The organism is Sulfitobacter geojensis (assembly GCF_000622325.1).
Classification (GTDB): Bacteria; Pseudomonadota; Alphaproteobacteria; order Rhodobacterales; family Rhodobacteraceae; genus Sulfitobacter; species Sulfitobacter geojensis.
The window spans coordinates 1,651,462-1,677,737 of sequence record NZ_JASE01000005.1 but is presented as its reverse complement, the minus strand read 5'-3'; the positions used below and the strand labels follow the sequence as shown (position 1 = coordinate 1,677,737).

At 58.1% G+C, this 26,276-nt stretch carries 25 protein-coding genes and 1 tRNA gene; 21 read left to right on the top strand and 5 right to left on the bottom strand.

Annotated features, from left to right (window positions below; all coding sequences use genetic code 11):
* Positions 1-16 precede the first annotated feature (16 nt).
* The 8 genes from Z947_RS0110150 (at position 17) to Z947_RS0110115 (ending at position 9,353) form a co-directional block, all read left to right on the top strand.
* Entirely contained in the window at positions 17-946 is a 930-nt protein-coding gene (locus Z947_RS0110150; RefSeq protein ID WP_025044198.1) for an AEC family transporter, read from the top strand.
* A 143-nt stretch (positions 947-1,089) separates the two neighbouring features.
* A complete protein-coding gene (locus Z947_RS0110145) occupies positions 1,090-2,103 on the top strand; it encodes a TAXI family TRAP transporter solute-binding subunit (protein ID WP_025044197.1) in 1,014 nt (337 codons plus the stop codon).
* 81 nt (positions 2,104-2,184) lie between these two features.
* The gene (locus tag Z947_RS0110140) at positions 2,185-4,221 is read left to right on the top strand and encodes a TRAP transporter permease (RefSeq protein ID WP_025044196.1); all 2,037 of its coding nucleotides are present in this window, start codon (positions 2,185-2,187) and stop codon (positions 4,219-4,221) included.
* A gap of 77 nt (positions 4,222-4,298) precedes the next feature.
* The gene (locus Z947_RS0110135; RefSeq protein ID WP_025044195.1) at positions 4,299-5,552 is read left to right on the top strand and encodes a cation:proton antiporter; all 1,254 of its coding nucleotides are present in this window, start codon (positions 4,299-4,301) and stop codon (positions 5,550-5,552) included.
* Positions 5,553-5,723: 171 nt separating this feature from the next.
* Complete coding sequence (locus tag Z947_RS0110130) at positions 5,724-6,197, top strand: MarR family winged helix-turn-helix transcriptional regulator (protein ID WP_025044194.1); 474 nt, start codon at positions 5,724-5,726, stop codon at positions 6,195-6,197.
* A complete protein-coding gene (locus Z947_RS0110125) occupies positions 6,190-7,077 on the top strand; it encodes an alpha/beta hydrolase family protein (protein ID WP_025044193.1) in 888 nt (295 codons plus the stop codon). The genes Z947_RS0110130 and Z947_RS0110125 overlap by 8 nt, the downstream gene beginning before the upstream one ends.
* Positions 7,078-7,109: 32 nt before the next feature.
* A complete protein-coding gene (locus tag Z947_RS0110120; protein WP_025044192.1) occupies positions 7,110-7,868 on the top strand; it encodes an enoyl-CoA hydratase in 759 nt (252 codons plus the stop codon).
* A gap of 57 nt (positions 7,869-7,925) precedes the next feature.
* On the top strand, positions 7,926-9,353 hold the full coding sequence (locus tag Z947_RS0110115; RefSeq protein WP_025044191.1) for an MATE family efflux transporter: 1,428 nt from the start codon (positions 7,926-7,928) through the stop codon (positions 9,351-9,353).
* Between the two features lie 226 nt (positions 9,354-9,579).
* Here Z947_RS0110115 and Z947_RS0110110 read toward each other — a convergent pair.
* A tRNA-Leu gene (locus Z947_RS0110110) sits at positions 9,580-9,663 on the bottom strand.
* A gap of 147 nt (positions 9,664-9,810) precedes the next feature.
* Between Z947_RS0110110 and Z947_RS0110105 the strand changes: the two genes are divergently transcribed.
* On the top strand, positions 9,811-10,332 hold the full coding sequence (locus Z947_RS0110105) for a Hint domain-containing protein (RefSeq protein WP_025044190.1): 522 nt from the start codon (positions 9,811-9,813) through the stop codon (positions 10,330-10,332).
* A gap of 111 nt (positions 10,333-10,443) precedes the next feature.
* On the opposite strand, the gene Z947_RS0110100 is transcribed toward Z947_RS0110105, so the two are convergent.
* Positions 10,444-12,099, bottom strand: coding sequence for a bifunctional ADP-dependent NAD(P)H-hydrate dehydratase/NAD(P)H-hydrate epimerase (locus Z947_RS0110100; protein WP_025044189.1), 1,656 nt, complete (start codon positions 12,097-12,099; stop codon positions 10,444-10,446).
* A 173-nt stretch (positions 12,100-12,272) separates the two neighbouring features.
* On the opposite strand from Z947_RS0110100, the gene Z947_RS0110095 reads away from it, so the two are divergent.
* The 5 genes from Z947_RS0110095 (at position 12,273) to Z947_RS0110075 (ending at position 15,989) form a co-directional block, all read left to right on the top strand.
* Positions 12,273-12,611 carry a P-II family nitrogen regulator gene (locus tag Z947_RS0110095; RefSeq protein ID WP_025044188.1) on the top strand — a complete coding sequence of 113 codons (339 nt, stop codon included), beginning with the start codon at positions 12,273-12,275 and terminating at the stop codon, positions 12,609-12,611.
* 37 nt (positions 12,612-12,648) lie between these two features.
* On the top strand, positions 12,649-14,055 hold the full coding sequence (glnA, locus tag Z947_RS0110090) for a type I glutamate--ammonia ligase (RefSeq protein WP_025044187.1): 1,407 nt from the start codon (positions 12,649-12,651) through the stop codon (positions 14,053-14,055).
* A 150-nt stretch (positions 14,056-14,205) separates the two neighbouring features.
* On the top strand, positions 14,206-14,433 hold the full coding sequence (locus Z947_RS0110085; RefSeq protein WP_025044186.1) for a hypothetical protein: 228 nt from the start codon (positions 14,206-14,208) through the stop codon (positions 14,431-14,433).
* Positions 14,434-14,544: 111 nt separating this feature from the next.
* A complete protein-coding gene (locus tag Z947_RS0110080) occupies positions 14,545-15,348 on the top strand; it encodes a lytic murein transglycosylase (RefSeq protein WP_025044185.1) in 804 nt (267 codons plus the stop codon).
* 206 nt (positions 15,349-15,554) lie between these two features.
* Positions 15,555-15,989: a glyoxalase superfamily protein gene (locus Z947_RS0110075; protein WP_025044184.1), complete on the top strand. Its 435-nt coding sequence runs from the start codon at positions 15,555-15,557 to the stop codon at positions 15,987-15,989.
* Positions 15,990-16,027: 38 nt separating this feature from the next.
* On the opposite strand, the gene Z947_RS0110070 is transcribed toward Z947_RS0110075, so the two are convergent.
* The gene (locus Z947_RS0110070) at positions 16,028-16,741 is read right to left on the bottom strand and encodes a heme-dependent oxidative N-demethylase family protein (RefSeq protein ID WP_025044183.1); all 714 of its coding nucleotides are present in this window, start codon (positions 16,739-16,741) and stop codon (positions 16,028-16,030) included.
* 126 nt (positions 16,742-16,867) lie between these two features.
* On the opposite strand from Z947_RS0110070, the gene dddP reads away from it, so the two are divergent.
* Positions 16,868-18,211: a dimethylsulfonioproprionate lyase DddP gene (gene dddP / locus Z947_RS0110065; RefSeq protein WP_025044182.1), complete on the top strand. Its 1,344-nt coding sequence runs from the start codon at positions 16,868-16,870 to the stop codon at positions 18,209-18,211.
* A 31-nt stretch (positions 18,212-18,242) separates the two neighbouring features.
* Here the strand turns inward: dddP and Z947_RS0110060 are convergent, their stop codons facing one another.
* Positions 18,243-19,373: a trans-sulfuration enzyme family protein gene (locus Z947_RS0110060; protein ID WP_037939387.1), complete on the bottom strand. Its 1,131-nt coding sequence runs from the start codon at positions 19,371-19,373 to the stop codon at positions 18,243-18,245.
* A 196-nt stretch (positions 19,374-19,569) separates the two neighbouring features.
* Between Z947_RS0110060 and Z947_RS0110055 the strand changes: the two genes are divergently transcribed.
* From Z947_RS0110055 to Z947_RS0110030, 6 genes are all read left to right on the top strand, one after another.
* Entirely contained in the window at positions 19,570-20,784 is a 1,215-nt protein-coding gene (locus Z947_RS0110055) for a bifunctional alpha/beta hydrolase/OsmC family protein (RefSeq protein ID WP_025044180.1), read from the top strand.
* Between the two features lie 159 nt (positions 20,785-20,943).
* Positions 20,944-22,248, top strand: a complete 1,305-nt coding sequence (purB, locus tag Z947_RS0110050) for an adenylosuccinate lyase (protein WP_025044179.1) — start codon at positions 20,944-20,946, stop codon at positions 22,246-22,248.
* 113 nt (positions 22,249-22,361) lie between these two features.
* Positions 22,362-22,523, top strand: a complete 162-nt coding sequence (locus Z947_RS22070) for a hypothetical protein (RefSeq protein ID WP_156026642.1) — start codon at positions 22,362-22,364, stop codon at positions 22,521-22,523.
* A 191-nt stretch (positions 22,524-22,714) separates the two neighbouring features.
* Positions 22,715-23,242 carry a tetratricopeptide repeat protein gene (locus Z947_RS0110040; protein WP_025044178.1) on the top strand — a complete coding sequence of 176 codons (528 nt, stop codon included), beginning with the start codon at positions 22,715-22,717 and terminating at the stop codon, positions 23,240-23,242.
* A 77-nt stretch (positions 23,243-23,319) separates the two neighbouring features.
* A complete protein-coding gene (locus Z947_RS0110035) occupies positions 23,320-24,390 on the top strand; it encodes a flagellar motor switch protein FliG (RefSeq protein WP_037938840.1) in 1,071 nt (356 codons plus the stop codon).
* A gap of 99 nt (positions 24,391-24,489) precedes the next feature.
* Complete coding sequence (locus Z947_RS0110030) at positions 24,490-25,398, top strand: lysophospholipid acyltransferase family protein (protein WP_025044176.1); 909 nt, start codon at positions 24,490-24,492, stop codon at positions 25,396-25,398.
* A 58-nt stretch (positions 25,399-25,456) separates the two neighbouring features.
* Here Z947_RS0110030 and Z947_RS0110025 read toward each other — a convergent pair whose 3' ends face one another.
* Positions 25,457-26,155 (bottom strand): DUF1223 domain-containing protein, encoded by a 699-nt coding sequence (locus Z947_RS0110025; RefSeq protein WP_025044175.1) that lies wholly within the window; start codon positions 26,153-26,155, stop codon positions 25,457-25,459.
* Between the last annotated feature and the right edge of the window lie 121 nt (positions 26,156-26,276).

The window sequence follows — 26,276 nt, the reverse complement described above, 5'->3', positions numbered from 1 at the left end:
TACTCAAGGCCCGCCTGTGCAAACCCTTCTCGACGTCATCCTGCCCGTCTTTCTGGTCATCGGTTTTGGCTATGTCGCAGTCTGGCGGGGAGTGTTTCCAACGGCGGGCATCGACGGGGTGCTGCGCTTCGCCCAGAATTTCGCGGTACCCTGCCTGCTGTTTCAGGCGATTTCCAAGATCGACATCGCCGCTTCGTTCGATCCACGGCTTCTGATCAGCTTTTATACAGGTGCTGCGGCCTGTTTCGCATTGGGTATCATCGGCGCGCGCGTATTCTTCAAACGCGATTGGGAAGACTGCATTGCCATCGGGTTCTGCTGCCTGTTTTCCAATTCGGTCCTGCTGGGTCTGCCCATCGCGGAACGGGCCTATGGTCCTGATGCGCTGACCGGCAATTTCGCCATCATCGCTTTCCACTCGCCGTTTTGCTACGGGCTGGGCATCACCGTCATGGAGATCGTGCGCGGACGCGGGCAATCGGCCGTGCAATTGTTCCGCTCTGTCACCCGCGCGATGTTCCGCAACGCGTTGGTGTTGGGCATTCTGGCGGGGTTCGCCGTGAACCTGTCCGGTCTTATGCTGCCCGGTGTTGTCGATGATGCCCTGTCGCTGATTGCGCGGGCGGCATTGCCAGCGGCCCTGTTTGCGCTTGGCGGTGTGTTGATCCAATACAAACCCGAAGGCGACATGAAAGCCATCGCCATGGTCTGTGGCCTGTCCCTGCTTGTGCATCCGGCCATCGCGTGGAGCATGGGCAGCGTCCTTGCGTTGGACAAGGAACAGTTCCGCGCGGCAGTGTTGACCGGTGCGATGGCACCGGGGTTCAACGCCTATATCTTCGCCAATATGTATGGGCGCGCACGCCGTATCGCAGCCTCCGCCGTGCTGATCGCAACCGGCAGTTCGATCCTGAGTGTCTGGTTCTGGTTGTCGGTGCTGGCCTAAGGCCAAGCCGGAAAGACACGGCTATTTACATGCCCGTATTGCAATGCCTACAGTCGTTTATCGGTTCGGGGGTCGCTCTGAACCTCATAAATCGGCTCGCCGCACATTTGCGGTCAATTCCGCCGAAATAAAGGGAGAATACCATGACGTTTTCATTCAAGGGTCTGAAGTCCGCCGCCATTGGCGCGGTCTTGGTGACCGGTCTGGCAACTGCCGCCGCCGCGCAGGAGCTCAAGTTCTTTACCATCGGCACGGGCGGCACCGCCTATACCTACTATCCCGTTGGCGGCGTGATCGCCAATGCGATCTCGAAACCACCGGGCTCGCGCGAATGCGATGCAGGCGGGTCTTGCGGTGTCGAGGGGCTGATCGCCTCTGCCGTTTCATCGCGCGGGTCGGTCGACAACGTAAACGCAATCATCTCGGGCCTGCGCAACTCGGGCTTTGCCCAGTCCGACGTGGCCTATTGGGCCTATACCGGCACCGGCACGATGGAAGGCAAAGAACCAGCCAAGGATCTGCGCACCATCGCCGCCCTGTTCGAAGAGCACATCCATCTGGTGGCTTTGGCCGACAGCGGCATCAATTCGGTTGCCGACCTGAAGGGCAAGCGCGTGTCGCTGGATGAACCCGGTTCAGGCACTTATGTCGACGCAAACCTGATCCTTGAGGCCAATGGCTTGGCTGTTGAAGATGTCACAGCAGAAGCCTTGAAAGGCAACGCCGCTTCCGAAGCTTTGCGCAACGGTAAAATCGACGCGTTTTTCGTGGTGGCGGGCTATCCGACCGGATCACTTGTTGAACTCGCCTCCGCTGCGGACATCAAGCTGGTGCCGATCGACGGCGACGGTGCCGCAGCTCTGACCGAGAAATACGGCTTTTTCGCAGCCTCCGACATCCCGGAAGGCGCGTATGAGGGCGTTGCCACCACCACAACTGTGGCAGTGGGCGCGCAGTGGTTCACGTCGGCCAATGAAGATGAAGAGCTGATCTATAACATCACCAAAGCTTTGTGGAACGAACAGTCCCGCAAACTGCTGGATGTGGGCCACGCGAAGGGTAAAACCATCACGCCCGATTCCGCGTTGAACGGTGTGGGTGTGCCATTGCACGCTGGCGCGGAGCGGTTTTACAAAGAAGCCGGTTTGCTGAAGTAAGCCCGTTTTTGACTGATTTGGCCCGAACGCCCTGCGGCGTTTGGGCCTTATTTTATTTCACGATTACAGACGGATAGCATCATGGCTGCTGACAACGCACCCGAATTGACCCCCGAACAACTGGCAGAGATCGAGCGCAAATTTGATCCTGAAACCGCCTTTCGCCCGACGGGGCGCATGTTGGGGCATTTCATCGCGGCTGTTCTGGTGGCCATGTCGATCTATCACTTCTATGCCTCGGGCTTTGGGCTGATCCGCGAATTGTTGCACCGTGGGATCCATTTGTCTTTCGTGCTTGGGCTGGTATTTTTGCTGTTTGGCCTGCGCAAATCCGACCCTGCCATTGGCGTGCCAAAAGCGTGGTATCGGTTCGACGGGGTGCCGGTCATCGACATCATGCTTGCGGTGCTTGCTGTGGGCGCGGCGATGTACCTGCCGTTGCTGCCGCCCGAAATCGTATCCGAACGTGTTGGCAACCCCTCGCAGTTTGACGTTTTTATGGGCAGCGCGCTGTTGCTGCTAACGCTTGAGGCGACGCGCCGTTCCGTTGGCCCGACCCTGCCGATTATCGCGATCCTGTTCCTTGTCTTTGCCTATTTCGGACCGTGGATGCCGGGCGCATTAAAACATGGCGGGGCAAGCTGGCTGGGGATCATCAACCATCTTTATATGACGAACCAAGGCATCTATGGCATCGCCATCGGTGTCATGGCGCAATATGTGTTCCTGTTCATCCTGTTCGGCGTACTGGCCACGCGCATTGGGTTGGGGCAGTTGTTCATCGACCTCGCCATGGTCATTGCCGGGCGTTATTCCGGTGGCCCTGCCAAGGTTGCGATTTTCTCCTCCGCGTTTATGGGCACGATTTCAGGGTCTTCCATCGCCAACACGGTGACCACCGGCGCGCTGACCATTCCGGCGATGAAACGCGTGGGCTACCCCGCCCATTTCGCGGGCGCTGTCGAAGCGACGGCATCAACCGGCGGGCAGATCACGCCGCCGATCCTGGGTGCCGCGGCGTTTATTATGGTCGAATACCTTGAAATTCCCTTGCGCGACGTGCTGGCGGCGGCGTTGTTTCCGGCCTTGCTGCATTATTTCGGCATCTTCATCATGGTGCATCTGGAGGCGAAAAAGCTTGGCCTGCGCGGCTTGCGCGCCGAAGAACTGCCCAAGGTCGGTGTCGTCCTGAAGGACCACTGGCTGTCAATCATCCCGCTGGCCATTCTGGTCTATCTGATCCTGTCCGGCAAAACCCCCGATTACGCAGCGGTTTACGGCATTATCGCTTGTGTGGTCGTGGGGTTCCTGAACCCGAGACACCGGCTGACCCTGCTCGATCTGTGGAATGCGCTAGCGTCGGGTGCGAAAAACACATTGGCTGTGGGGGCCGCTGCGGCAACCGTCGGGGTTGTCGTCGGGGTTGTGACCCTGACCGGCGTCGGCTTCCGTCTGGGCTATGTTGTGGTGCAGACTGCAACGGACATCGGCGGGTTCCTGAGCACCCTGCCCCTTCTGTCCTATTTCACCGTGACGCAATGGGCGCTGTTCGTATCACTGATCCTGATCGCGATTTCCTGTATCATCATGGGCGCGGGCATCCCGACCACCGCGACCTATATCATCCTCGTCGCCGTGGCCGCACCCGCCCTTGCGCAGTTGCAGGTCGAACCGCTCGTTTCACACTTCTTTGTGTTTTATTACGGTGTGTTGGCAGACATTACGCCTCCGGTTGCACTGGCGGCCTATGCCGCGGCCGGCATTGCGGGATCAAACCCGTTCAAGACGGGCAACACCGCCTTCCGCCTTGGCATTGCCAAAGCGCTTGTACCTTTCGTGTTTGTCTATTCACCCGCGCTGTTGCTGGTGGCTGACGGGTTCACATGGTGGCTGTTCACGATCACATTATCCGGTGCGATGCTGGGTATCGCGTCCCTTGGTGTCGCCTTCAGCGGGTTCCTGTTCGCACCCTTGGCCAAATGGGAACGCTGGTGGGTCGCGCTGGTGTCTTTTCTGTTCATAGCCCCGGGGGTGCTGACGATGGTGATCGGTTTGGTCCTTATGGCACCGATTGTCATCCGGCAGGTGCTGGCACGGCGGCACGCCCACGCCGCATGATACCTGCCCCCCCAATCACGAGGGGGGCCCTTCGCGATATCCATTATACCCTTGATCGCAAATATTAGGACACCGCTATGACACTGCTACAAATTGCATCGTTGCTGATCGTCCTTGCGGGTGTGTTCGGTGCCATCAACTATCTGTTTCTGAAACTGCCTTCGGCGATTGGTATCCTTGTCGTCGCGCTGTTTGCCTCGTTGATGGTGATTGTCACCGACGCCCTGTTCCCGGCCCTTACGGTCGAGGAAAGCATCCGCGCGCAGGTACTGGAACTGGAGTTCTCCGAAGCGCTGCTTGAAGGTATGCTGGGCCTGTTGCTGTTCGCCGGTGCGCTGCATGTGAAACTTTCTGATTTGCGCAAGGCATGGTTGCTGATCCTGCTGATGGCAACGATGGGTATTGCTGTGTCGACCCTCATTGTCGGCGTGGCGTTCAGCTGGATCACCGGCATGCCTATAATGATTGCGTTGATATTCGGCGCGCTGATCTCGCCCACGGATCCGGTGGCTGTCCTGGGTGTGTTGCGCGACGCGGATTTGCCCAAATCACTGGAAACAAAGATCGCTGGCGAAAGCCTGTTCAACGACGGGGTCGGTTATGTGGTGTTTCTTGTGCTCGTGGGCCTCGCCTTTCCCAGCGGGGATGCCCATGGCGCGGGTCTTTCAGGTGCGGCAACGCTGTTTGTCCAAGAAGCCCTTGGTGGTGCGGTCCTTGGGATCGTGCTGGGCTGGCTGACGTTCAGGGTGATGCGTCTGATTGATGATTATGCGCTGGAGGTGCTGATCACATTGGGTCTTGCATTCGGCGGCTATGAGCTGGCCGTCTGGCTGCATGTTTCGGCCCCCATCATGGCGGTCTGCGCGGGGCTGTTTATCGGCGACATCGGGGCCAAACACGGCATGTCCGAAGAGACCCGCCAATATGTCGATGCGTTCTGGAAACTGGTAGACGAGATCCTGAACGCGGTGCTGTTCCTGATGATCGGATTTGAAGTCTTCGCCGTGGCATTCAAAACCGATTTTGCCCTCGCCGGTTTGATGGCCATTGTCGTTTCGCTGGTCGCGCGACTGGCGGCTGTATCGATCCCCGTACTGATGCTGCGCCCGTTCCAGTCGTTCAGCACAGGGGTCATACCGATCATGACATGGGGCGGCTTGAAAGGCGGGATTTCCGTGGCGCTGGCCCTGTCCTTGCCGGAAAACGAATGGAAACCGCTGATCCTGACCGCAACCTATATCGTTGTCATCTTTTCGATAATTGTTCAGGGGTTGACCATCACGCGGCTTGCCGATCGCGTCGGACCTACCCCCGAGCTGCCGCATGACTAAAGACCCAGCAGGCGACATTGACCGCCTCGACGTTTGCAGGTGCCCATTGGTGGTAAGATATTGGAAAAATGATGTCTGTGCCGTCACGTCGCACCGTCCACACCCCACTTAACGGTTGCTCATGAAATTAAGTTCGCATACGAATTAATTAGTTCATATGCGAATGAAGTCATGTCCAAAAGCCTCAAAGTTTTCCATCAGCTACAGATCGCGCATTCCGCGCTCTTCCGGGCTGCCGATCACCGCACCCGTCATCAGACGGGCCTGAGCACAACGCAGCTTGCTGTGCTGTTCATTCTGTCACGAAAGGACGGTCAGCCCATCAGCGAAATCTCCAAAACACTTGCGATGGGCAAGTCCAGCCTTACGGGATTGGTGGACCGGATGTGCGCAAAGGGGTTGGTGCGGCGCTCTCCCTCGCAAGCGGATGGCCGTGTCATCAACATATATCTCGAACAATTGGGACGCGACGCGCTGGAAGAAGGCGCGCGTGAGACAAAAAAGTTCAACGCGGCGCTTCTGGCACCGTTTTCCGATGCCGAACAAGACATCATCGGCCGGTTTTTGACCCATTTGGCGGAGAATGCGGATGACATTATCAACGGCCCGGCCCCATCTGCGAACGGCGGTGCCAAAAATGACTAAGGGCGTCTCAACCAAAACCATACGCATCACGGCCAGCGATGGGTGGGAGCTGGAAGCAGACATCCATACGTCGACCGAGCCGACGGTCGCCATCCTGATCTCTGCCGGCACAGGATTCCCGCGCCAGTTCTACAACAGTATTGCAACCTATCTGGCCGCACGCGGGGCCATCGTTCTGACCTACGACTACAGGGGCATTGGCGGATCAGCGGGCGATGACCTTGCCACGTCCGGTATTGAATATTCGGACTGGGGGCGCTTTGATGCGGCAGCCGCGCTTGACGCTTTGGAAGACGCCGCACCTGGTTTGCCCCTTACGCATCTGTGCCATAGTGTCGGCGGGCATTTCATTGGCCTTATGGCGAACCATTCAAAAATCACGCGCCACGCTTTTGTCTCTGTCGGCACTGGTTTTTTCGGCGGCCACCATTTGCGCAACATTCCATCCGAGCTCTATTTCTGGTGGGGGCTTGGGCCTTATTCGCTTCTGCGCTACGGCTATATCAAAGCTGTGGGCGGCTGGCAGGGAGAACCACTGCCGCCCAAACTCTTCAAGACATGGCGCCGTTGGAGCCATCGTCGCAGTTATTTCCGGCCCGATCTGGCAAGATCGCTGGCCCCGCACCAGTATGACAAAGTGACTGCACCTATCCGGTCATGGATTTTTCCCGATGACCCTATCGCCACGCCCTCGACCGCCGCTGATTTGCTGGAGTGCTACCCCGCGGCCCCGCATGAGGTGATCCTTAGAAAACCCTCGGACGTTGGAGTAAAACGCATCGGGCATGAGGGTGCATTGCGCAAAGGCCGCGAAGTTTTGTGGGCCGAGTTCTGGGAGTGGCTTTCGACCAGTCCGCAGACGGTGCCCGCCAAAAATTGACAATTCCCCCACTCAAAGCGACAGGAGCCAAAATGGCCGAAAATATCACCCTACAAACCGTTGAACGGGTCACAACCATGACCATCGCACGTCCGGCAAAACGCAATGCAATCACGCAAGATATGTATGGTGCTATGGCAGACGCCCTGGAGGACTATGCCCGCTCCGATGACAGTCGCGCGTTTGTCATCACTGGTGCCGAGGACTATTTTACTTCCGGGAATGACTTGCAGGATTTTGTGATGGGCCCGCGCGGTGACGGGGTGCCCCCTGTCATACGGTTTCTGACTGCCGTTTCCACTTGCCCCAAACCACTGATCGCTGCGGTCAATGGCCCCGCGATTGGTGTCGGGGTAACGATGCTGTTGCACTGCGATCTGATCATCGCCTCGGACACAGCCACGTTCAGCACGCCCTTTGTAAAGCTCGGGCTGGTGCCAGAGGCTGCTTCCTCTCTGCTTCTGCCAGCAACGGTCGGGATGGCCGTGGCGAATGACATGTTTTTGGCAAACCGCGTTCTGGACGCAGCCGAAGCGGTTCGCTTCGGGTTAGCTTCACGCGTCTTCCCGTTCGCCGATCTCATGGTGGAAACGGCCAAAATTGCCGCGCAACTAGCGGATTCTGCACCGACATCCATGCTCAAAACCAAATCCTTGATCCGGCATGGTCAGGCGCAAATGACCGCCCAGATGGAAAAAGAATCCGTTCTGTTTGCCGAGCAGCTGAAGTCGCCTGAATTCGCAGAAGTTGTGGCGGCCAAGATGCAGAAACGGATGCCGGTCTTTAAATAATCAACAAACGTCAACGGATCCTGTTTCGGGTCAGAACCTGCAAAAAAGGTGTCAATCATGGTGCTTCCAGCGTCTGCCAGCACAACGCCCCCTGATCCCGCATCACGCGCGCGGGCCACGCGGACAAAAGCTCTGCTTGAAGCGCCTATCGGTATTACACTGGCGACGCTTGCGGCCCCCAATATTCTGGCAATGTTTGTGCAAGCAATGCAAAGCATCGCCGAAGCGTATTTCGCCAGTGTTCTCGGCGTCACGACGCTGGCCGGCCTTGCATTGGTATTCCCGCTGGTCATGCTTACGCAGATGCTGTCCGCTGGTGCTATGGGCGGTGCAATTTCGGCCTCCATTGCCCGCGCACTGGGAAGTGGGAGCCCACAGCGTGCAGCGTCTTTGACACTCGTCGCCTGGATGATTGCAACAGGTCTGGCTGTTTGCATGGCCGTGTTCATCGGCGTGTTCGGACAAATGATTTTCGGAGCGTTGAGTGACAGCCCGGAAGCGATCCGAGCAGCATCAACCTATGCCATTGTTTTCTTTCCTGGATCCGTTGCTGTTTGGCTGTGCAATTGCTCACTCAGCGTCATTCGCGGGACGGGTGAGATGCAGATCCCTTCCCTATTGCTGCTGTTGGTATCCCTGATATCCATTCCACTGGCGGGCGGGTTGGCGCTTGGCTGGTGGGGGCTGCCACGGCTCGGTATAGCGGGGCTGCCGTTGGGATTGGTCGTGGCCTATGGCTTTGGCGCTTTGGTCGCAATCGGCTACATTCTATCCGGACGCACCGGATTGGTGTTTGCAGGTGCTTTCGCGCGGATCAACCTTGGCATGTTCACGGATATCCTGAAAGTAGGTGCAATGGCATCCATCAACGCGGTACTCACGGTACTGACAATTGTGTTGATGGTTGGATTGGTCGGCCAATATGGCGAAGCGGCTCTCGCGGGATACGGCCTTGGCGCGCGGCTCGAATTCTTAATGATCCCTGTCATCTTTGGGATTGGTGCAGCAATGACCTCCATGGTCGGGGCAAATATTGGTGCGAAAAATAGAACCCGCGCCCTGCGCATTGCGTGGATCGGTTCATTTTCTGCGGCACTGATCGTCGGATCAATTGGGTTTCTATTGGCGGTATATCCCGATCTATGGCTTGGCATGTTCCTGGACCCCTCGGATGCAGCGGCCCTGGAGGTCGGTCGCGCCTACTTCAGAATTGTCGCGCCGTTGTATCCGTTTTTCGGCTTGGGTCTGGCGCTTTACTTTGCAAGTCAGGGTGCCGGCATCATGCTTTGGCCTGTCATCGGAAGTTTAAGCCGCATCGCAGTCGCAGTTGGATGCACAGCGGCACTTGGGGCCGCGACATCCCTGGGAATTAACGGCGTCTTTGTTGCGATAGCACTCGCGATGTTTGTGTACGGCGTCGTGATTGCCATCGCCATCAAAGTGACCGGTTGGAAATCAAGGACATCGCTCTCGCCACGGTCATGACGTCCCGAGCGTTTCTGCTTGTCGTTTCGGGTCGCCGTTGCAGGTAAGATCGACCCTTCGGCCATGCGCCATTTGGGCTGCACTGCAGCATTACTGGGGGCGGCTATTGAAAACCAAAATGATAGCAGACCGCAAGCTAATTGCCTGATTTAGTAAGTAAAATTTTACTCCACCCAATGATTTAGCAAGTGCAAAAAGCCGCTGATCTTGAATTGACTGGAAATTTTGGTGCGGGTGAAGGGACTCGAACCCCCACGCCATAGGCGCCAGAACCTAAATCTGGTGCGTCTACCAATTCCGCCACACCCGCACGCGTCGCCGGATAACGCCGGCAACTGCGGTTCTCTAGCAAAGTGTGAAACCTTTGGCGAGACCAAAAAAGAGCAAGACATTAACAAGATTTTGTCATATAGTTCACATAACCAGAGCAGGTTATAAAAATAAGAAAGAGACGCCCATGGAACCGAAAACGGTCGGGCGCGTTGGCGGCAATGACCGTCATGCGGGCCAATACTCCCCCTATGCCGTCCTGGATACAGGACTGGTGGCAGGTGCCATGCTGTTAACGCTTGATGGCGAAATGCCGGTGGAGTTTCTATCGGTTGGGGACAAGCTGATCACACGCGATACCGGCATTTCCAAGGTGATGCACATCCAGCGGACCACACGTAAAGTACATACAATTGCGCTTTCTGCAGGATCGCTTGGGCATACACGTCCTGAACGTGATGCTGTCCTTGCAGGCGACCAGATGGTGCTGATCCGCGACTGGCGGGCACGCGCCTTGTTCAGCTCCGAACGCGCGCTGGTGGCGGCACGCACCTTGGTGGATGGGGAATTCATTACCGATCTGGGGATGCAGGAAACCACGTTGTATCAGGTGTTCTGCGACGGGCCTCATATCCTGTATTGCGACGGGCTTGAGCTGAGCACAGCCGATGGTGCACGCGCGCGCGGCGCGGTTTTGCACGCGGCATAAAAGCGGGTCAGGCGCTTTAGCGCAGGTCGACGAAAACCACAGATCAGCACGCAACGCGTTGAATGCGCCGGATCGCGACCGATTTACGTGCAGGGAACTTCACGTAAATCGCTATAACCCCAAATCACGGAAAACTTTCGGCAACTCTTCGGGCAGATCTTCGGCGATCAGGCCGGGGCCGAACCGGCGTGCGGCTTCAACGTGCAGATAGGCGGCAAGTTCTGCGACGCAGAACAGGCTGGCGCTGTTGAACGGAGCCGCCAAACCGGCAATGAGACCGGCCAATACATCGCCCGCCCCTGCTGTTGCCAACCAAGGGGCTTCGCGGCCGTAGCTGGCGGCATGCACCGCTGCACCGCCCTGCGGGTCAGCGATCACGGTATCGCCCCCCTTCAGCAAAACGATACAGCCCGCACGTGCAGCGGCACGGCGTACCGCGTCAACCTTGGACATTTTCGTACGCGCAGCACCGGACAGGTCAGGAAACAGGCGTTCAAACTCCCCTTCATGAGGCGTCAGGATCACGCGGGGGTGCGTCCGGTCGAACAGGCGCTGCGGGTCGTGCGCGAAACTGCCCAAGGCGTCGGCATCCAGTACCACCACGGGATCGTCAAGGTCGTGATCCCCGGCCCGCCGCGCCAGCACCTCGCCGACCAATGCGCGTGTGCGGTCTGACACCCCCATGCCCGGCCCAAGGCAGAATGCGCTGACACGGTGGTCGGCAACATCGCTGAGCGGTTGATCAGGCTTCAAAGCGCGCAGCATGATTGCGTTAAGCTGGCAGGCGTTTTCGATCAACGCCGCAGGCGGGCAGATTACCGTCACCAGCCCCGCGCCAGAACGCAATGCCGCCCGCGCCGCTAACCGGCCCGCGCCCCCGCGCCCCACGCCACCGGCAAAAACCGCAACATGGCCAAAGTTGAATTTATGCCCTGTCAGGTTGGGTTTGCCCACTGCGGACCGCAGCCAAAGGCGCGTGACATCACGCCCACAGAACTTCGGTTCCGCCAACCGCACCCGCTGCGGGTCGGGATCATGACCCACCATATGCTTTTCGCGTGCCGCGCCGTGCAATCCGATATCAACGACCCTGAGCTCACCACATAAGGTCGGGCCAAGCGCCAGATAGTGCCCCAACTTGGGCGCATGAAACGTGACCGTCAGATGCGCTGTGTTCAGGGTCGCGAGCCATGCGCTGCCCGCCTTTTCCACTGCGCCCATGTCTGTGGGGATCAGCCCCGTGTCCAGATCAAGGCCCGACGGGCAATCCACCGCGACACGTTTGATTTCATGCGATGATTTCCACGCCTTCATCCCAGCAACGTTCAACACCTGCGCCACAGCATCCGGCAGCGGGCGCGACAAACCAATGCCGAAAACCGCATCGATAAACAGCGCCGGTCGGGGGCCGGTGAAAACGCTCTCAGGGTCAAGCGGCAGAACCTTATCCGCCTCACTCCAACGGTCAAAATTGACCTTGGCATCCGGTGGCAAATCCGCGGGGTCGCCCCATAGATGGACCCTGACCGCCCACCCCGCATCGCGCAGCAGGCAGGCAATGACGAAACCGTCCCCGCCATTGTTCCCCGGCCCGCACAGCACCAACGCCTGCTGCGCGCCCTCACTTAACGCAGGCCAATGCGCCAAAATGGTATCAACTACGCCTTGCCCTGCCCGCTCCATCAGGTCCAGTCCCGTGACCGCCCCCTGCGCAATCGCGGCCTTTTCAAACGCCCGCATTTGGTCCGAACTCAGCAATTCCGTCATCTTGGCCCCTTAAAGTTTCAATACCGCCTAAAATTTAATCGCTGCGGTGCAAAATTACGCAGCCCCCAAGGATTCACAGGCCTTGGGCCACTGATTAACACCACCTTTATGGATTCCCGTGGCGCAAAATGAAATGACCCGCAGAGCGACTGAAATCTTGGGAGGACCACGACATGAAAAAGATCGAAGCGATCATCAAACCGTTCAAACTGGATGAAGTCAAAGAGGCCCTGCAGGACGTTGGCGTTCAAGGACTTTCTGTGATCGAGGTCAAGGGATTTGGCCGCCAGAAAGGTCACACCGAACTGTACCGCGGTGCCGAATATGTCGTCGATTTCCTGCCCAAGGTTAAAGTCGAGGTCGTGCTGGACGATGATCAGGTCGATGCTGCCATCGAAGCTATCGTAGATGCTGCCAAAACGGAAAAGATCGGAGACGGCAAAATTTTCGTCTCCCCCGTCGAACAAACAATCCGCATCCGCACCGGCGAAACCGGTTCGGACGCGCTGTAACCCTATTTTTCTAAACAATCAGAAAGGAACATCCCTGATGAGCACCCAGGAATTTCTGCAACGTATCAAAGACGAAGAGATCGAATACGTCGACATTCGCTTCACCGACCCGCGCGGCAAGTTGCAGCATGTGACAGTCGTTAACGATCTGGTTGACGAAGACTTCCTTGAAGAAGGTTTCATGTTTGACGGGTCTTCCATTGCCGGTTGGAAAAGCATTGAAGCCTCTGACATGAAGCTGATGCCCGACGTAAGCAGTGCCTATGTCGATCCCTTCTATGCAGAAAAAACAATCTGCGTGCATTGTTCCGTTGTAGAGCCCGATACCGGCGAAGCATATGACCGCGACCCGCGCGGCACGGCACAAAAAGCCGAAGCTTACCTGAAGTCCTCCGGCATCGGTGATGTGGCCTATATGGGCCCAGAGGCAGAATTCTTCCTGTTTGATGATGTGCGTTTTTCCAACTCCATCAACAAAGTGTCTTACGAAGTAGACGCGTCTGACGCGTCATGGAACACAGACACCGAGTACGAAATGGGCAACATGGGCCACCGCCCCGGTCTTAAAGGCGGCTACTTCCCTGTGAACCCAACAGACGAAGCACATGATCTGCGCGCAGAAATGCTGAGCACGATGAAGCGTCTGGGCATGAAGGTCGACAAGCATCACCACGAAGTGGCGTCCTGCCAGCACGAGCTGGGCCTGATCTTTGGCTCCCTGACAGAGCAAGCCGACGAACTGCAGAAGTACAAGTATGTGATCCACAACGTGGCACACGCGTACGGCAAGTCCGCGACATTCATGCCGAAGCCGGTTTACGGCGACAACGGTTCCGGCATGCACGTGAACATGTCCATCTGGAAAGACGGCAAGCCATTGTTCGCAGGCGACAAATACGCTGATCTGTCACAGGAAGCCCTGTGGTTCATCGGCGGCATCCTTGGCCACGCCAAGGCGCTGAACGCATTTACGAACCCTGCGACCAACAGCTACAAGCGTTTGATCCCGGGCTTCGAAGCACCTGTTCTGCGCGCGTACTCTGCACGTAACCGTTCGGGTTGCGTTCGTATCCCATGGACTGAAAGCCCCAAAGCCAAGCGCGTTGAGGCCCGTTTCCCCGATCCGGCAGCAAACCCCTACCTGTGTTTCGCAGCCCTCCTGATGGCCGGCCTTGACGGCATCAAGAACAAGATCGATCCGGGTGAGGCGATGGACAAGAACCTCTACGACCTGCCCGCAGAAGAGCTGGCCGATATCCCGACAGTATGTGGCTCCCTGCGCGAAGCGCTGGAAGAACTGCAGTCCGACATGGACTTCCTTTTGCAGGGCGACGTGTTCACCCGCGACCAGATCGAAGGCTATATCGAGCTGAAGATGGAAGAGGTGCACAACTACGAGCACACACCACACCCTGTCGAATTCGGCATGTACTACAGCTGCTAAGCGGCACTATATTATGATCGAAGGGGCGTTCCTGCGGGAGCGCCCTTTCTTATTGATGTCCCGATGAAGCCCCGACCTTGCCCCCTGCCTGCCCCAATTTAGCCCGAAAGCCTAAGCATTAGTAAACGCAGAGGAACAAGGGAGACCATCATGGCCATTTCGAGCACAACATTTGAAGAACGTCTTGCGCGTATCAACAATGGTCAAACCGTCGATCAAGCCGCGATCCTTGGCACCTCTAAAACCCGCCGCTCCTTCCGTGCCCGTTGCCTGACCTTTCCGTTTATGGTCGGTGTCGGCATTCTGACCGGTGGTACCGCTTACGCTTTTGCCACGTCACCTGCCGATATGCAGTGGGTCATGGCCCTGGCGGGCTAATCCCGCCCTTCGCCAAGCACCTCACCAACCTGACGGATATGTTAGGCGGTTGCCCTTTGAACCCCGCACAAACCTCGGTAAGCTGTCCGCGACAGTTTAAGAGGTATCCCCATGCGTCATCTTCAATCATTCATTCTGGGCTCCGCACTTAGCCTTGCCTTGGCCGCACCCGCACTCGCCGCGCAATGCGGCAATAACGCCGGCGGTTTCGGACAGTGGAAAGCATCCTTTGCCGGTGAAGCGAAAGCCGCAGGTGTCGGACAACGCGGGCTTGCGGCCTTGGCGAACGCGTCCTATGCGACGGGCACAATCAAGGCAGACCGGAACCAGAAATCGTTCAAATACTCCCTTCCCAAGTTCATGCAAATTCGCGGTGCCGACACGATTGTCGCACAGGGCCGCAAGCGCAAAGCGCGCAACGCCGGTTTTTACCAGTCGCTTGAACAGCGCTACGGCGTGCCTGCTGGCGTGGTTTTGGCGATCCACGGCATGGAAACCGGTTTTGGCGGGTTCATGGGCAAAAGCGCTGTTGTATCCGCCATCACCACATTGGCCTATGACTGCCGACGCTCTGCGTTTTTCGTGCCCCATGCCATCGGCGCGCTGAAGCTGGTGGATCAAGGGGCAATCACCCCTGCAACCAAAGGCGCGAAACATGGCGAATTGGGGCATACGCAATTCCTGCCGGGCAATGCCCTGAAATACGGCGTAGATGCCGATGGCAACGGCCGTGTCGATTTCTACAACCAGACGGATGCTTTGGCGTCGACCGCGAATTTCCTGCGCAAAAAGGGCTGGAAACCGGGCCAAGGCTATCAGGAAGGCCAACCGAACTTCAAAGTCATCAAGCAGTGGAATGCGGCAACGGTCTATCAACAGGCCATCGCGATCATGGGTGCCAAGATCGACGGCTGACCAAAAAAGCACAGTTTTGCCAAGGTCTGCCTGTCGTAAGACGGCAGGCCTTGCGCGTTTCAGGGCGGCCTCCTATATGCCGCTCAAGGGTCAGGCCCCTGCCGTCCGCATTTCGGTGAAGTCCTGTGTATATGAACAAACTCTCAATCTCGCTGATTGATAGGCAACGCGGACCCCTTTCTCATGTGCGAGCAGGAGTGTTTGATATGAACAATACAATACAAATCCCGTCGCGTGACGTGCTGAAAGCGCAAGCGAAACGGTTGCGTAGCGATCTGGCGGCCAAGGGCCAGACCATGAGCCATGCACAGGCGTTAGAAACGATCGCCCATCAGTGGGGCGCGCGCGACTGGAACACGCTGTCTGCAAAGGCCAGCAACATCCACCCCGGATGGTCCCCCGGCCAGCGTGTTGCGGGCCGGTATCTGGGCCATCCCTTTGACGGGGAGATCAAGGCCGCGCGCCAACAGGCGAACGGGTTCTGGTCGCTCACCTTGCGTTTTGACGAAGCTGTGGATGTGGTCACCTCGCCGCTGTTCAGCTCGTTTCGCAGACAGGTGAATACAACCCTTAACGCCGAGGGGCATTCACCGCAAAAAACCTCGGACGGGCAACCGCATATGGTGCTTTATCCCGCGTGATCATGACAGGGGCCGCCGCGCAACTTGGCGGCCCCTGTTCATCCCGCTTTTATCACAACATAGGTGTGGATTGTGAAAACAACTGCATCGGTTTTTGGCAATCGCAGGATGCACTGACGCTCGGATCTGGTGAAACGTTCAACCATTCCAGTGGCTTTGCGGAAAGGTTGGTGCAGGTCGGCGTCGACATAGCTCAGCCGGTTAAAGCGCCGAAGCGGACGCCCCGCCCGCACGCCGTTGAACAAGCGTTGCACGCGACGGGCAAGATTATCGTCATATTCATCAACCGGCTCATGGATTGCCCCTAAGGGCCGCCCGACCTTATCCGCCAGCCGCCAATTGGCCGGAAAGCACAATACCGCGCCTGTCAGCACATGCTCGGCCCCGCGCTTTTCCAGCAGACAGATGTCCTGCTGAACTAAGTGCCCCAACGAATAAAACGGATCGTCCCAATTCAGCGCGACGACACGCCCATCGGGGCAGATCACATCATACCCCTGCCGTGTGAACCCCAGCGCCGGCAAGATGCCCAAGGCCTCCTCAAGCATCTCTTGCGCGGCAGGCAAAGCTTCCGGTGCCATCCATAAAACCGCATCAGGCTGCCGCGCAATCAGGGCCATTCGGTACGCCATCTGCGCGGCATATACTTCGTCCACGCGCAGCCAATCATCCGGCGCGCAGGGCGCCACACCGGGCAAAGAATGAGGCACCCGCAATGCGTCAGGCAAGGCGTTATGTAAGATCACGGTCATCGTGCCAACCTAACTGACGCTTGCCGGATGTCTTGCGAAAACGACATGCAAACGCGTCGCTGGTGACCATTCCTGCGCCCCGGAACCTGTCAAGCTGCGCCTTAGTCACATCTCGAAAGGCGCGCCATGACCCCGCATTACCGCGACACCCGCAAGATTGACCCCAACAAGGGCAGCCACCTGCCGGACGGTTCCCCCAATGATGCCAATCGTGTCGAAATCGGCCCCACCCTGCTGGCTTTTCGCGAATGGGAAGCGGCGGGGTTGGTGTTGCCCGATCTAGCTGCGATGCGACATTTCAGATGGGAACGGTTGACACAACACATCGTTGCACGCGGCTATGGCGGTTTGCTGATGTTTGACCCGCTGAACATTCGCTATGCGACCGACAGCACCAATATGCAACTGTGGAACACCCATAATCCGTTCCGCGCCGTGCTGCTTTGTGCCGATGGCTATATGGTGATCTGGGATTACAAGAACTCTCCCTTCCTCAGTCAATTCAATCCCTTGGTACGCGAACAACGCACCGGTGCCGATCTGTTTTACTTTGATCGCGGTGACAAGGTCGATGTGGCGGCAGATGCCTTTAGCAATGAGGTGCGCCAGTTGGTCAGCGCGCATACCGGTGGTAATAACCGTCTGGCGGTGGACAAGATTATGCTGCACGGGCTGCGCGCCCTCGAAGCACAGGGGTTCGAAATTCTGGAAGGTGAAGAAGTCACCGAAAAATGCCGCGCGGTGAAAGGGCCGGACGAAATCCGCGCCATGCGCTGTGCCTCTCACGCCTGCGAAACTGCCGTGAAAAAGATGGAGGACTTTGCCCGCAGCGAGGTTCCCAAAGGGCAAACCAGTGAAGATGATATTTGGGCCGTGATGCATTCCGAAAACATCAAACGCGGCGGTGAGTGGATTGAAACCCGCCTGCTGACGTCTGGCCCGCGCACCAATCCATGGTTTCAGGAATGCGGACCGCGCATCGTTCAGAACAACGAAATCGTCGCGTTTGACACCGATCTGGTGGGCAGCTACGGCATCTGTGTCGACATTTCACGCACATGGTGGGTCGGGGATCAGAAGCCCCGCGCCGACATGATCTATGCGATGCAACATGCGGTCGAACACATTCAAAGCAACAAACAGATGCTAAAAGCCGGCGTGATGATCCCAGAATTGTCCGCCGGCACGCATGTGCTGGACGCGCAGTTTCAGTCGGGCAAATACGGCTGCCTGATGCACGGGGTGGGTTTGTGTGATGAATGGCCCCTTGTCGCCTATCCCGAAAAGGCGGTCGCGGGCGCATATGACTATCCGCTGGAGGCCGGCATGGTGTTGTGTGTCGAGGCGCTGGTCCAGACCAAAGGCGGCGATTTCGCGATCAAGCTGGAAGATCAGGTGCTGGTCACCGAAGAGGGGTTCGAGGATCTAACGACATATGAATTCGATCCGGCGTTGATGGGCGCGCCGTAAGGAAGGGGGCTGTTTGCCCCCGACCCTTTGCTCACTGGCCCAACGCCTGCCCCAGATCAGCGATCAAATCATCCGCATCTTCAATCCCGACGGAAAGCCGCAGCAACCCTTCGGGAATGCCTGTGTGCGGCTCGATGGTGTGGCGGTGTTCAACCAGACTTTCGACCCCGCCCAAAGAGGTCGCACGGTGAAACAATTGCAAGCGGCCAACCGCATGCAGGGCCGCCTCTGCGCCGCCGGTCACAACAAAGGACAACAGCCCGCCAAATCCGCCGCTCATCTGCCGCCGGGCGATTTCGTGCCCCGGATGATCCGGTAAACCGGGATACAGTACGGTTTCCACCTTCGGGTGATCCACTAAAAACTCGGCCAAACGCATGGCATTGCGCGACATTTCCCGCATACGCAGCGGCAATGTACGCATACCGCGCGTCAGCAACCACGCCTCCATCGGGCCTAAAACGGCCCCCGCCATGTCCCGATCCGCACGGATCTCTTGCCACATCGCGCTGTCAACATCGCTCACCGAAAGCGATCCCGCCAACACATCGGAATGCCCGTTGATACCCTTGGTCGCAGAATGCATCACGATGTCCGCGCCCAACGCCAAAGGTTGGCTCAACACCGGAGAGGCCGCCGTGCTGTCCACCACCAGCGCCGCACCGGCGTCATGGGCAATCTGCGCCGCACCGGCGACATCGGTGATCCGCAACCACGGGTTGGACGGCGTTTCCACCCAGACCAACGCGGGGCGATGTTGCGCGCAAACAGCGGCCAGCGCTTCTGCATCCGAGGCTTCCACCTCGTGCAGCGCAATCTGGCGTCTGGCGCAGAACTCCCTGATCCACGCCGTGGTGCCCCAATAAATCTGGCTTTGCACCACCACCGCGCCACCGGTCGGGACCGTGCGAAAGACGGCGGCGACCGCCGCCATGCCGGAAGGAAACAACAAGGTATCCGCGGCCCCTTCCAGGGCCGACAACAACCGCTCCGCCACCCGCGTGTTTTCGTTATGTGACCGCAAATAGATGTTTTCCGCATTCATCGGCGCATATTCAGCGTCCCGCATAAAGGTCGTCGCCATATGAATGGCCGGCACGACACCTGCAGTTTCAGTGTCAATCGCACCGGCGGCTTGCGCGGCAATGGTGGCAGGGTGCATCGGGGGCTTCGGGATATCGGCCAAGGGGCGCTTCCTCGTGATTACAACAACGCTTTGTTGCTACACCTGCCCCGCACGACAGGCAATCGCTGTCACGGCATGTGCCATCACGTCACGCCCGCGTGATGGAGCTGACACAGGGCTTGCGTCATGGCGCGCGATTGCCCACCTTCACGACATCCCATCGGAGAAACACATGGCCCCTCAACGCATCACCTTTCCCGGCCATGACGGCAATATGCTGGCCGCCCGTCTTGATCTGCCCGATGGTCCGCATCTGGCTACCGCGCTGTTTGCGCATTGCTTTACCTGCGGCAAGGATATTCCGGCCGCCCGCAGAATTGCGGCGCGACTAGCGGGCATGGGCATCGCCGTTTTGCGGTTCGATTTCACCGGTCTGGGCCATTCCGAAGGGGAGTTCGCCAATACCTCTTTTACCTCTAACGTCGATGATCTGATCGCCGGTTGTAGCTATCTGCAAAGCAAGGGCATGCCGCCCTCGCTGATGATCGGCCACTCGCTGGGCGGTGCTGCTGTGCTCAAGGCCGCGGCGCAACTGGACCAGATCAAAGCAGTTGCCACCCTCGGTGCCCCGTTTGATCCCGCCCATGTCACCCACAACTTCGCCCAAGCGCTCCCCGAAATTGCGCAAAAAGGTTCTGCCGAAGTCTCCCTCGGCGGACGCCCCTTCACGATTGGCAAAACCTTCGTCGATGATGTCGCCCAGGAAAGCCTTTCCCCGGCGATCGCCAGCCTGAATGCCGCCTTGCTGCTCCTGCATGCACCGCGCGACGCCATCGTTAGCATCGACAATGCGGGCCAGATTTTCACGGCGGCCAAACACCCCAAAAGCTTTGTCACTCTGGACGACGCCGACCATCTGATCACCCGCGCCACCGATGCGGAATATGCCGCCGATGTCATTGCCACTTGGGCGACCCGCTATCTCACACTTGCCCAGCCAGCCCCGCCTCCCGGTGCGCCGGAAGGGATCGTGCGTGTCTCCGAAGCAGATGCCGAAGGCTTCTTGCAAGACGTCAACGCCGGCCCCACCCATCACGTGCTGGCCGATGAACCGCTGGCCTATGGCGGCACCAACCGCGGCATGTCACCCTACGGGTTCCTGTCTGCCGGTCTCGGGGCCTGCACCTCTATGACCATCCGCATGTATGCCCGCCGCAAGGGCTGGCCCTTGGAGCACGTCAGCGTGGATGTCTGCCACAACAAAGTCCACGCACAGGACGCTGAACCCGGCAGTGGCGACAAGATCGACACGTGGCGCCGTCGTATCAAATTGACCGGCCCCCTTGATGCAGACCAACGCCAACGCCTTCTGGAAATCGCCGACAAATGTCCCGTGCATCGCACCTTGGAAAAATCCTCGAAGGTACTCACCGAACTTCTCGCCTGACCCTCTCCTCTTTTTGGCCTTATATACTGTCCGCACTCTCCACACGCGCCCCCCGCCTGCGATTCCCACAACAACCCGCCGCTGCCACCTTGTCCTCACGCCCCCGTCAGTCTATGCCGCCCGTGACCCTGAAAACCGTCACAAAAAGGTGTGCCCCACATGATCCTGCGCTATTCCCGTCCTGAAATGGTCGACATCTGGTCCGCCGCTACGAAATTCCGCATCTGGTACGAGATCGAAGCCCACGCCTGCGATGCCATGGCCGATCTTGGTGTGATCCCGCGCGAAAACGCCGACGCCGTGTGGAAAGCCAAAGACGTCGAATTCGATGTGGCACGGATTGATGAAATCGAGGCCGTAACCAAACATGACGTCATCGCCTTTCTGACCCATCTGGCCGAACACATCGGCAGTGACGAGGCGCGGTTTGTGCACCAGGGCATGACAAGCTCTGACGTACTTGATACATGTTTCAATGTTCAACTGACCCGCGCCGCCGACATTCTGATTGCAGACGTCGAGGCGCTGCTTGCCGCTCTGAAACGCCGCGCGATCGAACACAAGGAAACAATCCGCATCGGTCGTTCGCATGGCATCCACGCCGAACCCACAACAATGGGCCTGACCTTTGCCCGCTTTTACGCCGAAATGGACCGCAACCTTGCACGTCTGCGCACCGCCCGCGATGAGATTGCCACAGGCGCAATTTCCGGTGCGGTCGGAACATTCGCCAACATCGACCCCGCCATCGAAGAGCATGTTTGCGAAAAGCTCGGCCTCAAGCCCGAACCGATTTCAACACAGGTCATCCCGCGCGACCGCCACGCGGCGTTTTTCGCCTGTCTCGGCGTCGTGGGCTCCTCCATCGAAAACATCGCGACTGAAATTCGCCACATGCAGCGCACCGAAGTCTTGGAGGCCGAAGAATTCTTCTCCGCCGGGCAAAAAGGTTCAAGTGCGATGCCGCACAAACGCAACCCCGTGCTGACCGAAAACCTGACCGGTCTGGCGCGCCTGTGCCGCATGGCCGTGGTACCCGCTATGGAAAACGTCGCCCTGTGGCACGAGCGGGACATTTCGCACAGCTCGGTCGAACGCAACATCGGCCCGGACACCACAGTGACGCTGGATTTCGCCCTGTCGCGCCTGACCGGCGTGATCGACAAGCTGGTGATCTATCCCGACAACATGCTGGCGAACATGAATAAATTCCGCGGCCTCGTCATGTCACAGCGCGTCTTGCTCGCCCTGACCCAAGCCGGTGTTTCGCGCGAGGATTCCTACAAACTGGTCCAGCGCAACGCGATGAAAGTCTGGGAAGAAGGCAAGGATTTCAAAACCGAACTTCTGGCCGACGAATACGTGCTGAAATCCCTGAGCGCCGAAGAGATCGAAGAGAAATTCGATCTGGGCTATCACACCAAACACGTCGATACGATTTTCAAACGCGTTTTCGGCGACTGAGACCGCGCCACACCGGCAGGTTTTCGCAGTAATTGATGGATCGCGCTGCTGAACCTTTGAAAAAATTGCGCAAACCGTGTAGGTTTGCGCAATCAAAACAAAGGAGACGGACGATGAAGATCAAAACACTTGTGCTCAGCCTCGCCTTGACCGCCGCCCCCGCACTGGCATTTGCCGAAGGCTGCAATCACGCCAAAGAAAAACAGGCCATGTCCTGTGCTGCGGGCACATCCTATGACAGCGGCACGCAAAGCTGTTTGCCGGTTAGCACGTAAACTCCCCGGTTCCGTCAGGAACAGAACGATGCCGTGACGCCGGTGCGGCCCCTCTTGGGCCGCGCGCTCTAGCTGTCCTTTGTTGATGCCCGTTCACCGCGCGGGTCACACAAGCGTGTATGTCGCAGGAAACCCTTGGCAAGTTTAACCGATAGGCTACATTCCTAGAAACACATTTTCAGGAGCGCCTTATGAAACACTTTATTCTTGCGACCGCTTTCTCACTGCCTTTCGCTGCAACCGGAGCTTGGGCAGCGGGCGGCGGTGAAGAAACCGCACCAAGCAAGCCGAAATGCGAAACCGGTCAGATTTACGACAAGAAGACAAAATCTTGCGTTGCCGCCGAGGAAAGCAATCTGGACGTTGACAGCCTTTATGAAAATTTGCGCGAATTGGCCTATGCCGGCCGGTATGCCGATGCGCAGGTCGTTCTGGCACAGATGCCCGCACAGGATGACCGCACCTTGACCTATCAGGGTTTCACCAACCGCAAGATGGGCAATATGGATGCAGCGATGACCTATTACGCACAGGCCTTACGGGTGAACCCTGCCAATGTGCTGGCACGCTCGTACATGGGGCAGGCTTTGGTCGAACAGGGGCGCACCGCCGATGCCCTGACCCAGCTGCGCGAAATCCGTGTTCACGGCGGCACCGGCACCTGGGCCGAAGCATCCTTGCGCACAGCAATCTCAACGGGAAAGACCTTCGATTACTAAGTTTCCGTCAGGGTCGACTTCAAGGTTTCTTCATCTTTCGCCGCCATAACCCCCTTAATTCATGGGGTTTGTGACAGATGAACGACATCGTAGCGATGAACAACTTTGCGCCGCTGCCCGGCTTTCCGGGGGGCGGCGCGTCTGCATCTCTCAGCCGTCGCGCAAAGGCCGCGATTGTGGTGCGCCTGTTACTCAACGAGGGTGCGGAAATCCCGCTCGAGGAATTGCCGGACGAGGCGCAGGTGGCTCTGACGCAGCAAATGGGCGCGATGCGCACGGTGGATCGCGATACCTTGACCGCCGTGGTCGACGAATTTGCCGCCGAGCTCGATAAAATCGGCTTGTCCTTTCCCGCCGGGATGGCGGGGGCGCTCGACGCGCTTGATGGCAAAATCAGCGCCCATACCGCGGCGCGCCTGCGCAAGGAAGCCGGCGTGCGCCAGTTCGGTGATCCGTGGGGCCGGTTGCGCGAATTGGGACCGGATCGCTTACTGCCGGTCCTGCAGAATGAAAGCATCGAAGTTGCCGCCGTGATGCTGTCAAAGCTTCCCGTATCAATGGCGGCCGAATTACTGGGCCGGATACCGGGGCCTCAGGCGCGCAAAATTACCTATGCTGTGTCTTTGACCAATGCCGTCACGCCCGACGCGGTTGACCGGATCGGATTATCGCTTGCCATGCAGCTTGATGCCCAACCGGCCCGCGCCTTTGACGAGGATCCCGTGGAACGGGTGAGCGCAATTCTGAACTCCTCCACCACGCTGACCCGCGATGACGTGCTGACCGGACTTGATGAAACAGATCAGGGCTTTGCCAATGCCGTGCGCAAGGCAATCTTTACCTTCGGCAATATTCCAAGCCGCATCGCCACACGCGACATCCCCCGCGTCCTGCGCGAGGTCGATCAGGCCAAGCTGGTGATCGCCCTTGCAGGTGCCGAAGCTGCCGGATTTGCCGCATCTCGCGACTTTGTGCTTGAAAACATGTCCGGGCGCATGGCCGATCAGCTGCGTGAAGACATGGAAAGCGCAGGCAAGGTCAAACCCGCAGATGCAGAGGCCGCGATGTCCGATGTGGTGGACGTCATTCGCCAAATGGAAGCGGCTGGCGATTTGCTGTTGACTGTGGAGGAGGACGAAGAAGACTAAGACACGGCAGGACCGCGCCGCGCATAGGCACAAAGCCGACTTGTTGCGCAGGGGTCTGCGGGCTATGTCTGGCGGACCTGCCCCAAATGTCAAAGCCATATGTCAGACCAAACCAGCCCAACTGATCCACATGCGCAACCAGCCCAAAGGGTTGGCGATTACCTAAGCAATGCGCTGATCGTGGGGGTCATCCGTCTGGCTCTTGCCCTGCCCTATGCCACCCGTGTCCGGTTTGTCGGTTGGTTGGTGGAGCGGGTGATCGGTCCCCTTGCCGGATATCGTAAACGCGCATTGGACAACCTTTCGCTGATATGGCCGGACCTGCCCGAGGCGCGCCGCAGTGAAATCGCCAGCCGCTGTCTGAATAATGTTGGCCGTTCCTTTATCGAGAATTACTCGGCCAAAGATTTTCCCACCCGCATGGCCCAAAACACCCCGCAAGGCCCCGGGGCCGCAGCCCTTGAGGCGGCGGTCAAGGCGGAGCGTCCTGTGATCCTCGTGAGTGGTCATTTTGGCAATTATGAAGCGACCCGGGCCGCCCTCGTGGCGCGTGGCTATGATATCGGCGGTCTTTACCGCGACATGAAGAACCCCTACTTCAACGCCCATTACGTCAAAACGATGGAAGCCTTTGGCGGGCCGGTTTTTCCACAAGGGCGCAAAGGCACTGCTGGATTTGTGCGTCACCTCAAGGGCGGCGGACAGCTGGTGTTGCTGTTTGACCAACATGTGCTTTTTGCACCGGTCCTTGATTTTATGGGCGAACCGGCCCGCACCGCCCTGTCAGCCGCCGAACTGGCGCTGCGCTATGATGCGCTGTTGATCCCGTTTTACGGCATACGGCAAGCCGACGGTCTAAGTTTTGAAACAGTGTTAGAGGCCCCTGTCCCGCATTCCGATCCTGTCACTATGACGCAGGCACTGAACGACAGCTTGTCCGACAGGATCCGGCAGGCACCCGAACAATGGTTTTGGGTACACCGCAGATGGCGTGCGGACGAGGTGTGATCGGAGGGCCCAAGGCTTTTGCAAAAGCCTAGCCGCTTTCCTTGTAAGGAAAGCCCGCCTACCGCAGCCGCGCGGCGGCGACAATCGGACCGACCTCTGCCTCTTGCAGGATGATCACAGCCGGCTTGTCGCCTGAAATGGATGTGCTCATCGACAAGGGATCAACACCATCCCATGTGCCCAATACGGTCCAACCCTCGACAATATTGGCGTTTTCCAAGGTCTTGCCCCGGTTTTCGCCCCGCTTGATCTCGGTTGTCCGGCTCGGGGTATAGCGCAGCATATGCACCGTCAACGGCCCATCAATCCGGTCCAAAGCAGTGGCATCGATCCTCAGGGTGTCGCCTGAGCGCACCAGATTCACGGCCACCTGCGCCGGCGCGCTGGCATGTTCGGCGATTGCTTTGGACAGTTTCATCGGCTTTGCCCCGACGATATCCGTCACCCCGCCGACAACCATCTCCGGCGTATAGACAGACCTGCGGTTGCCCGCCGCTGCATAGGCCCGTTGACGCGCCGCATGGGCCGGGTCGCCAAACGGGTCTTTCCATCCGATATAGTCCCAGTAATCCACATGCAGCGCCAGCGCGATTACATCATCGCGGCCGGCAAGTTCATGCAGAATCGCATCGGCCGGCGGACAGCTGGAACAGCCTTGCGAGGTGTAAAGCTCAACCACCACAGGATTGTCCTGCGCAAGAACGGGGGCGGCCAAAGCAAACATCGCGGCAAGAAAGGCAGGGACGATCGGTTTCATGTGATTCCGGTGTTAAGAAGGGACGGTAGAACCATAGTTAAACGCCAACAGGTGAAATAACCAATCAAGGTTTCTTGAAAAGCCTGTCACGATTGCCGTGAATTTATTCATTTTTTGTACA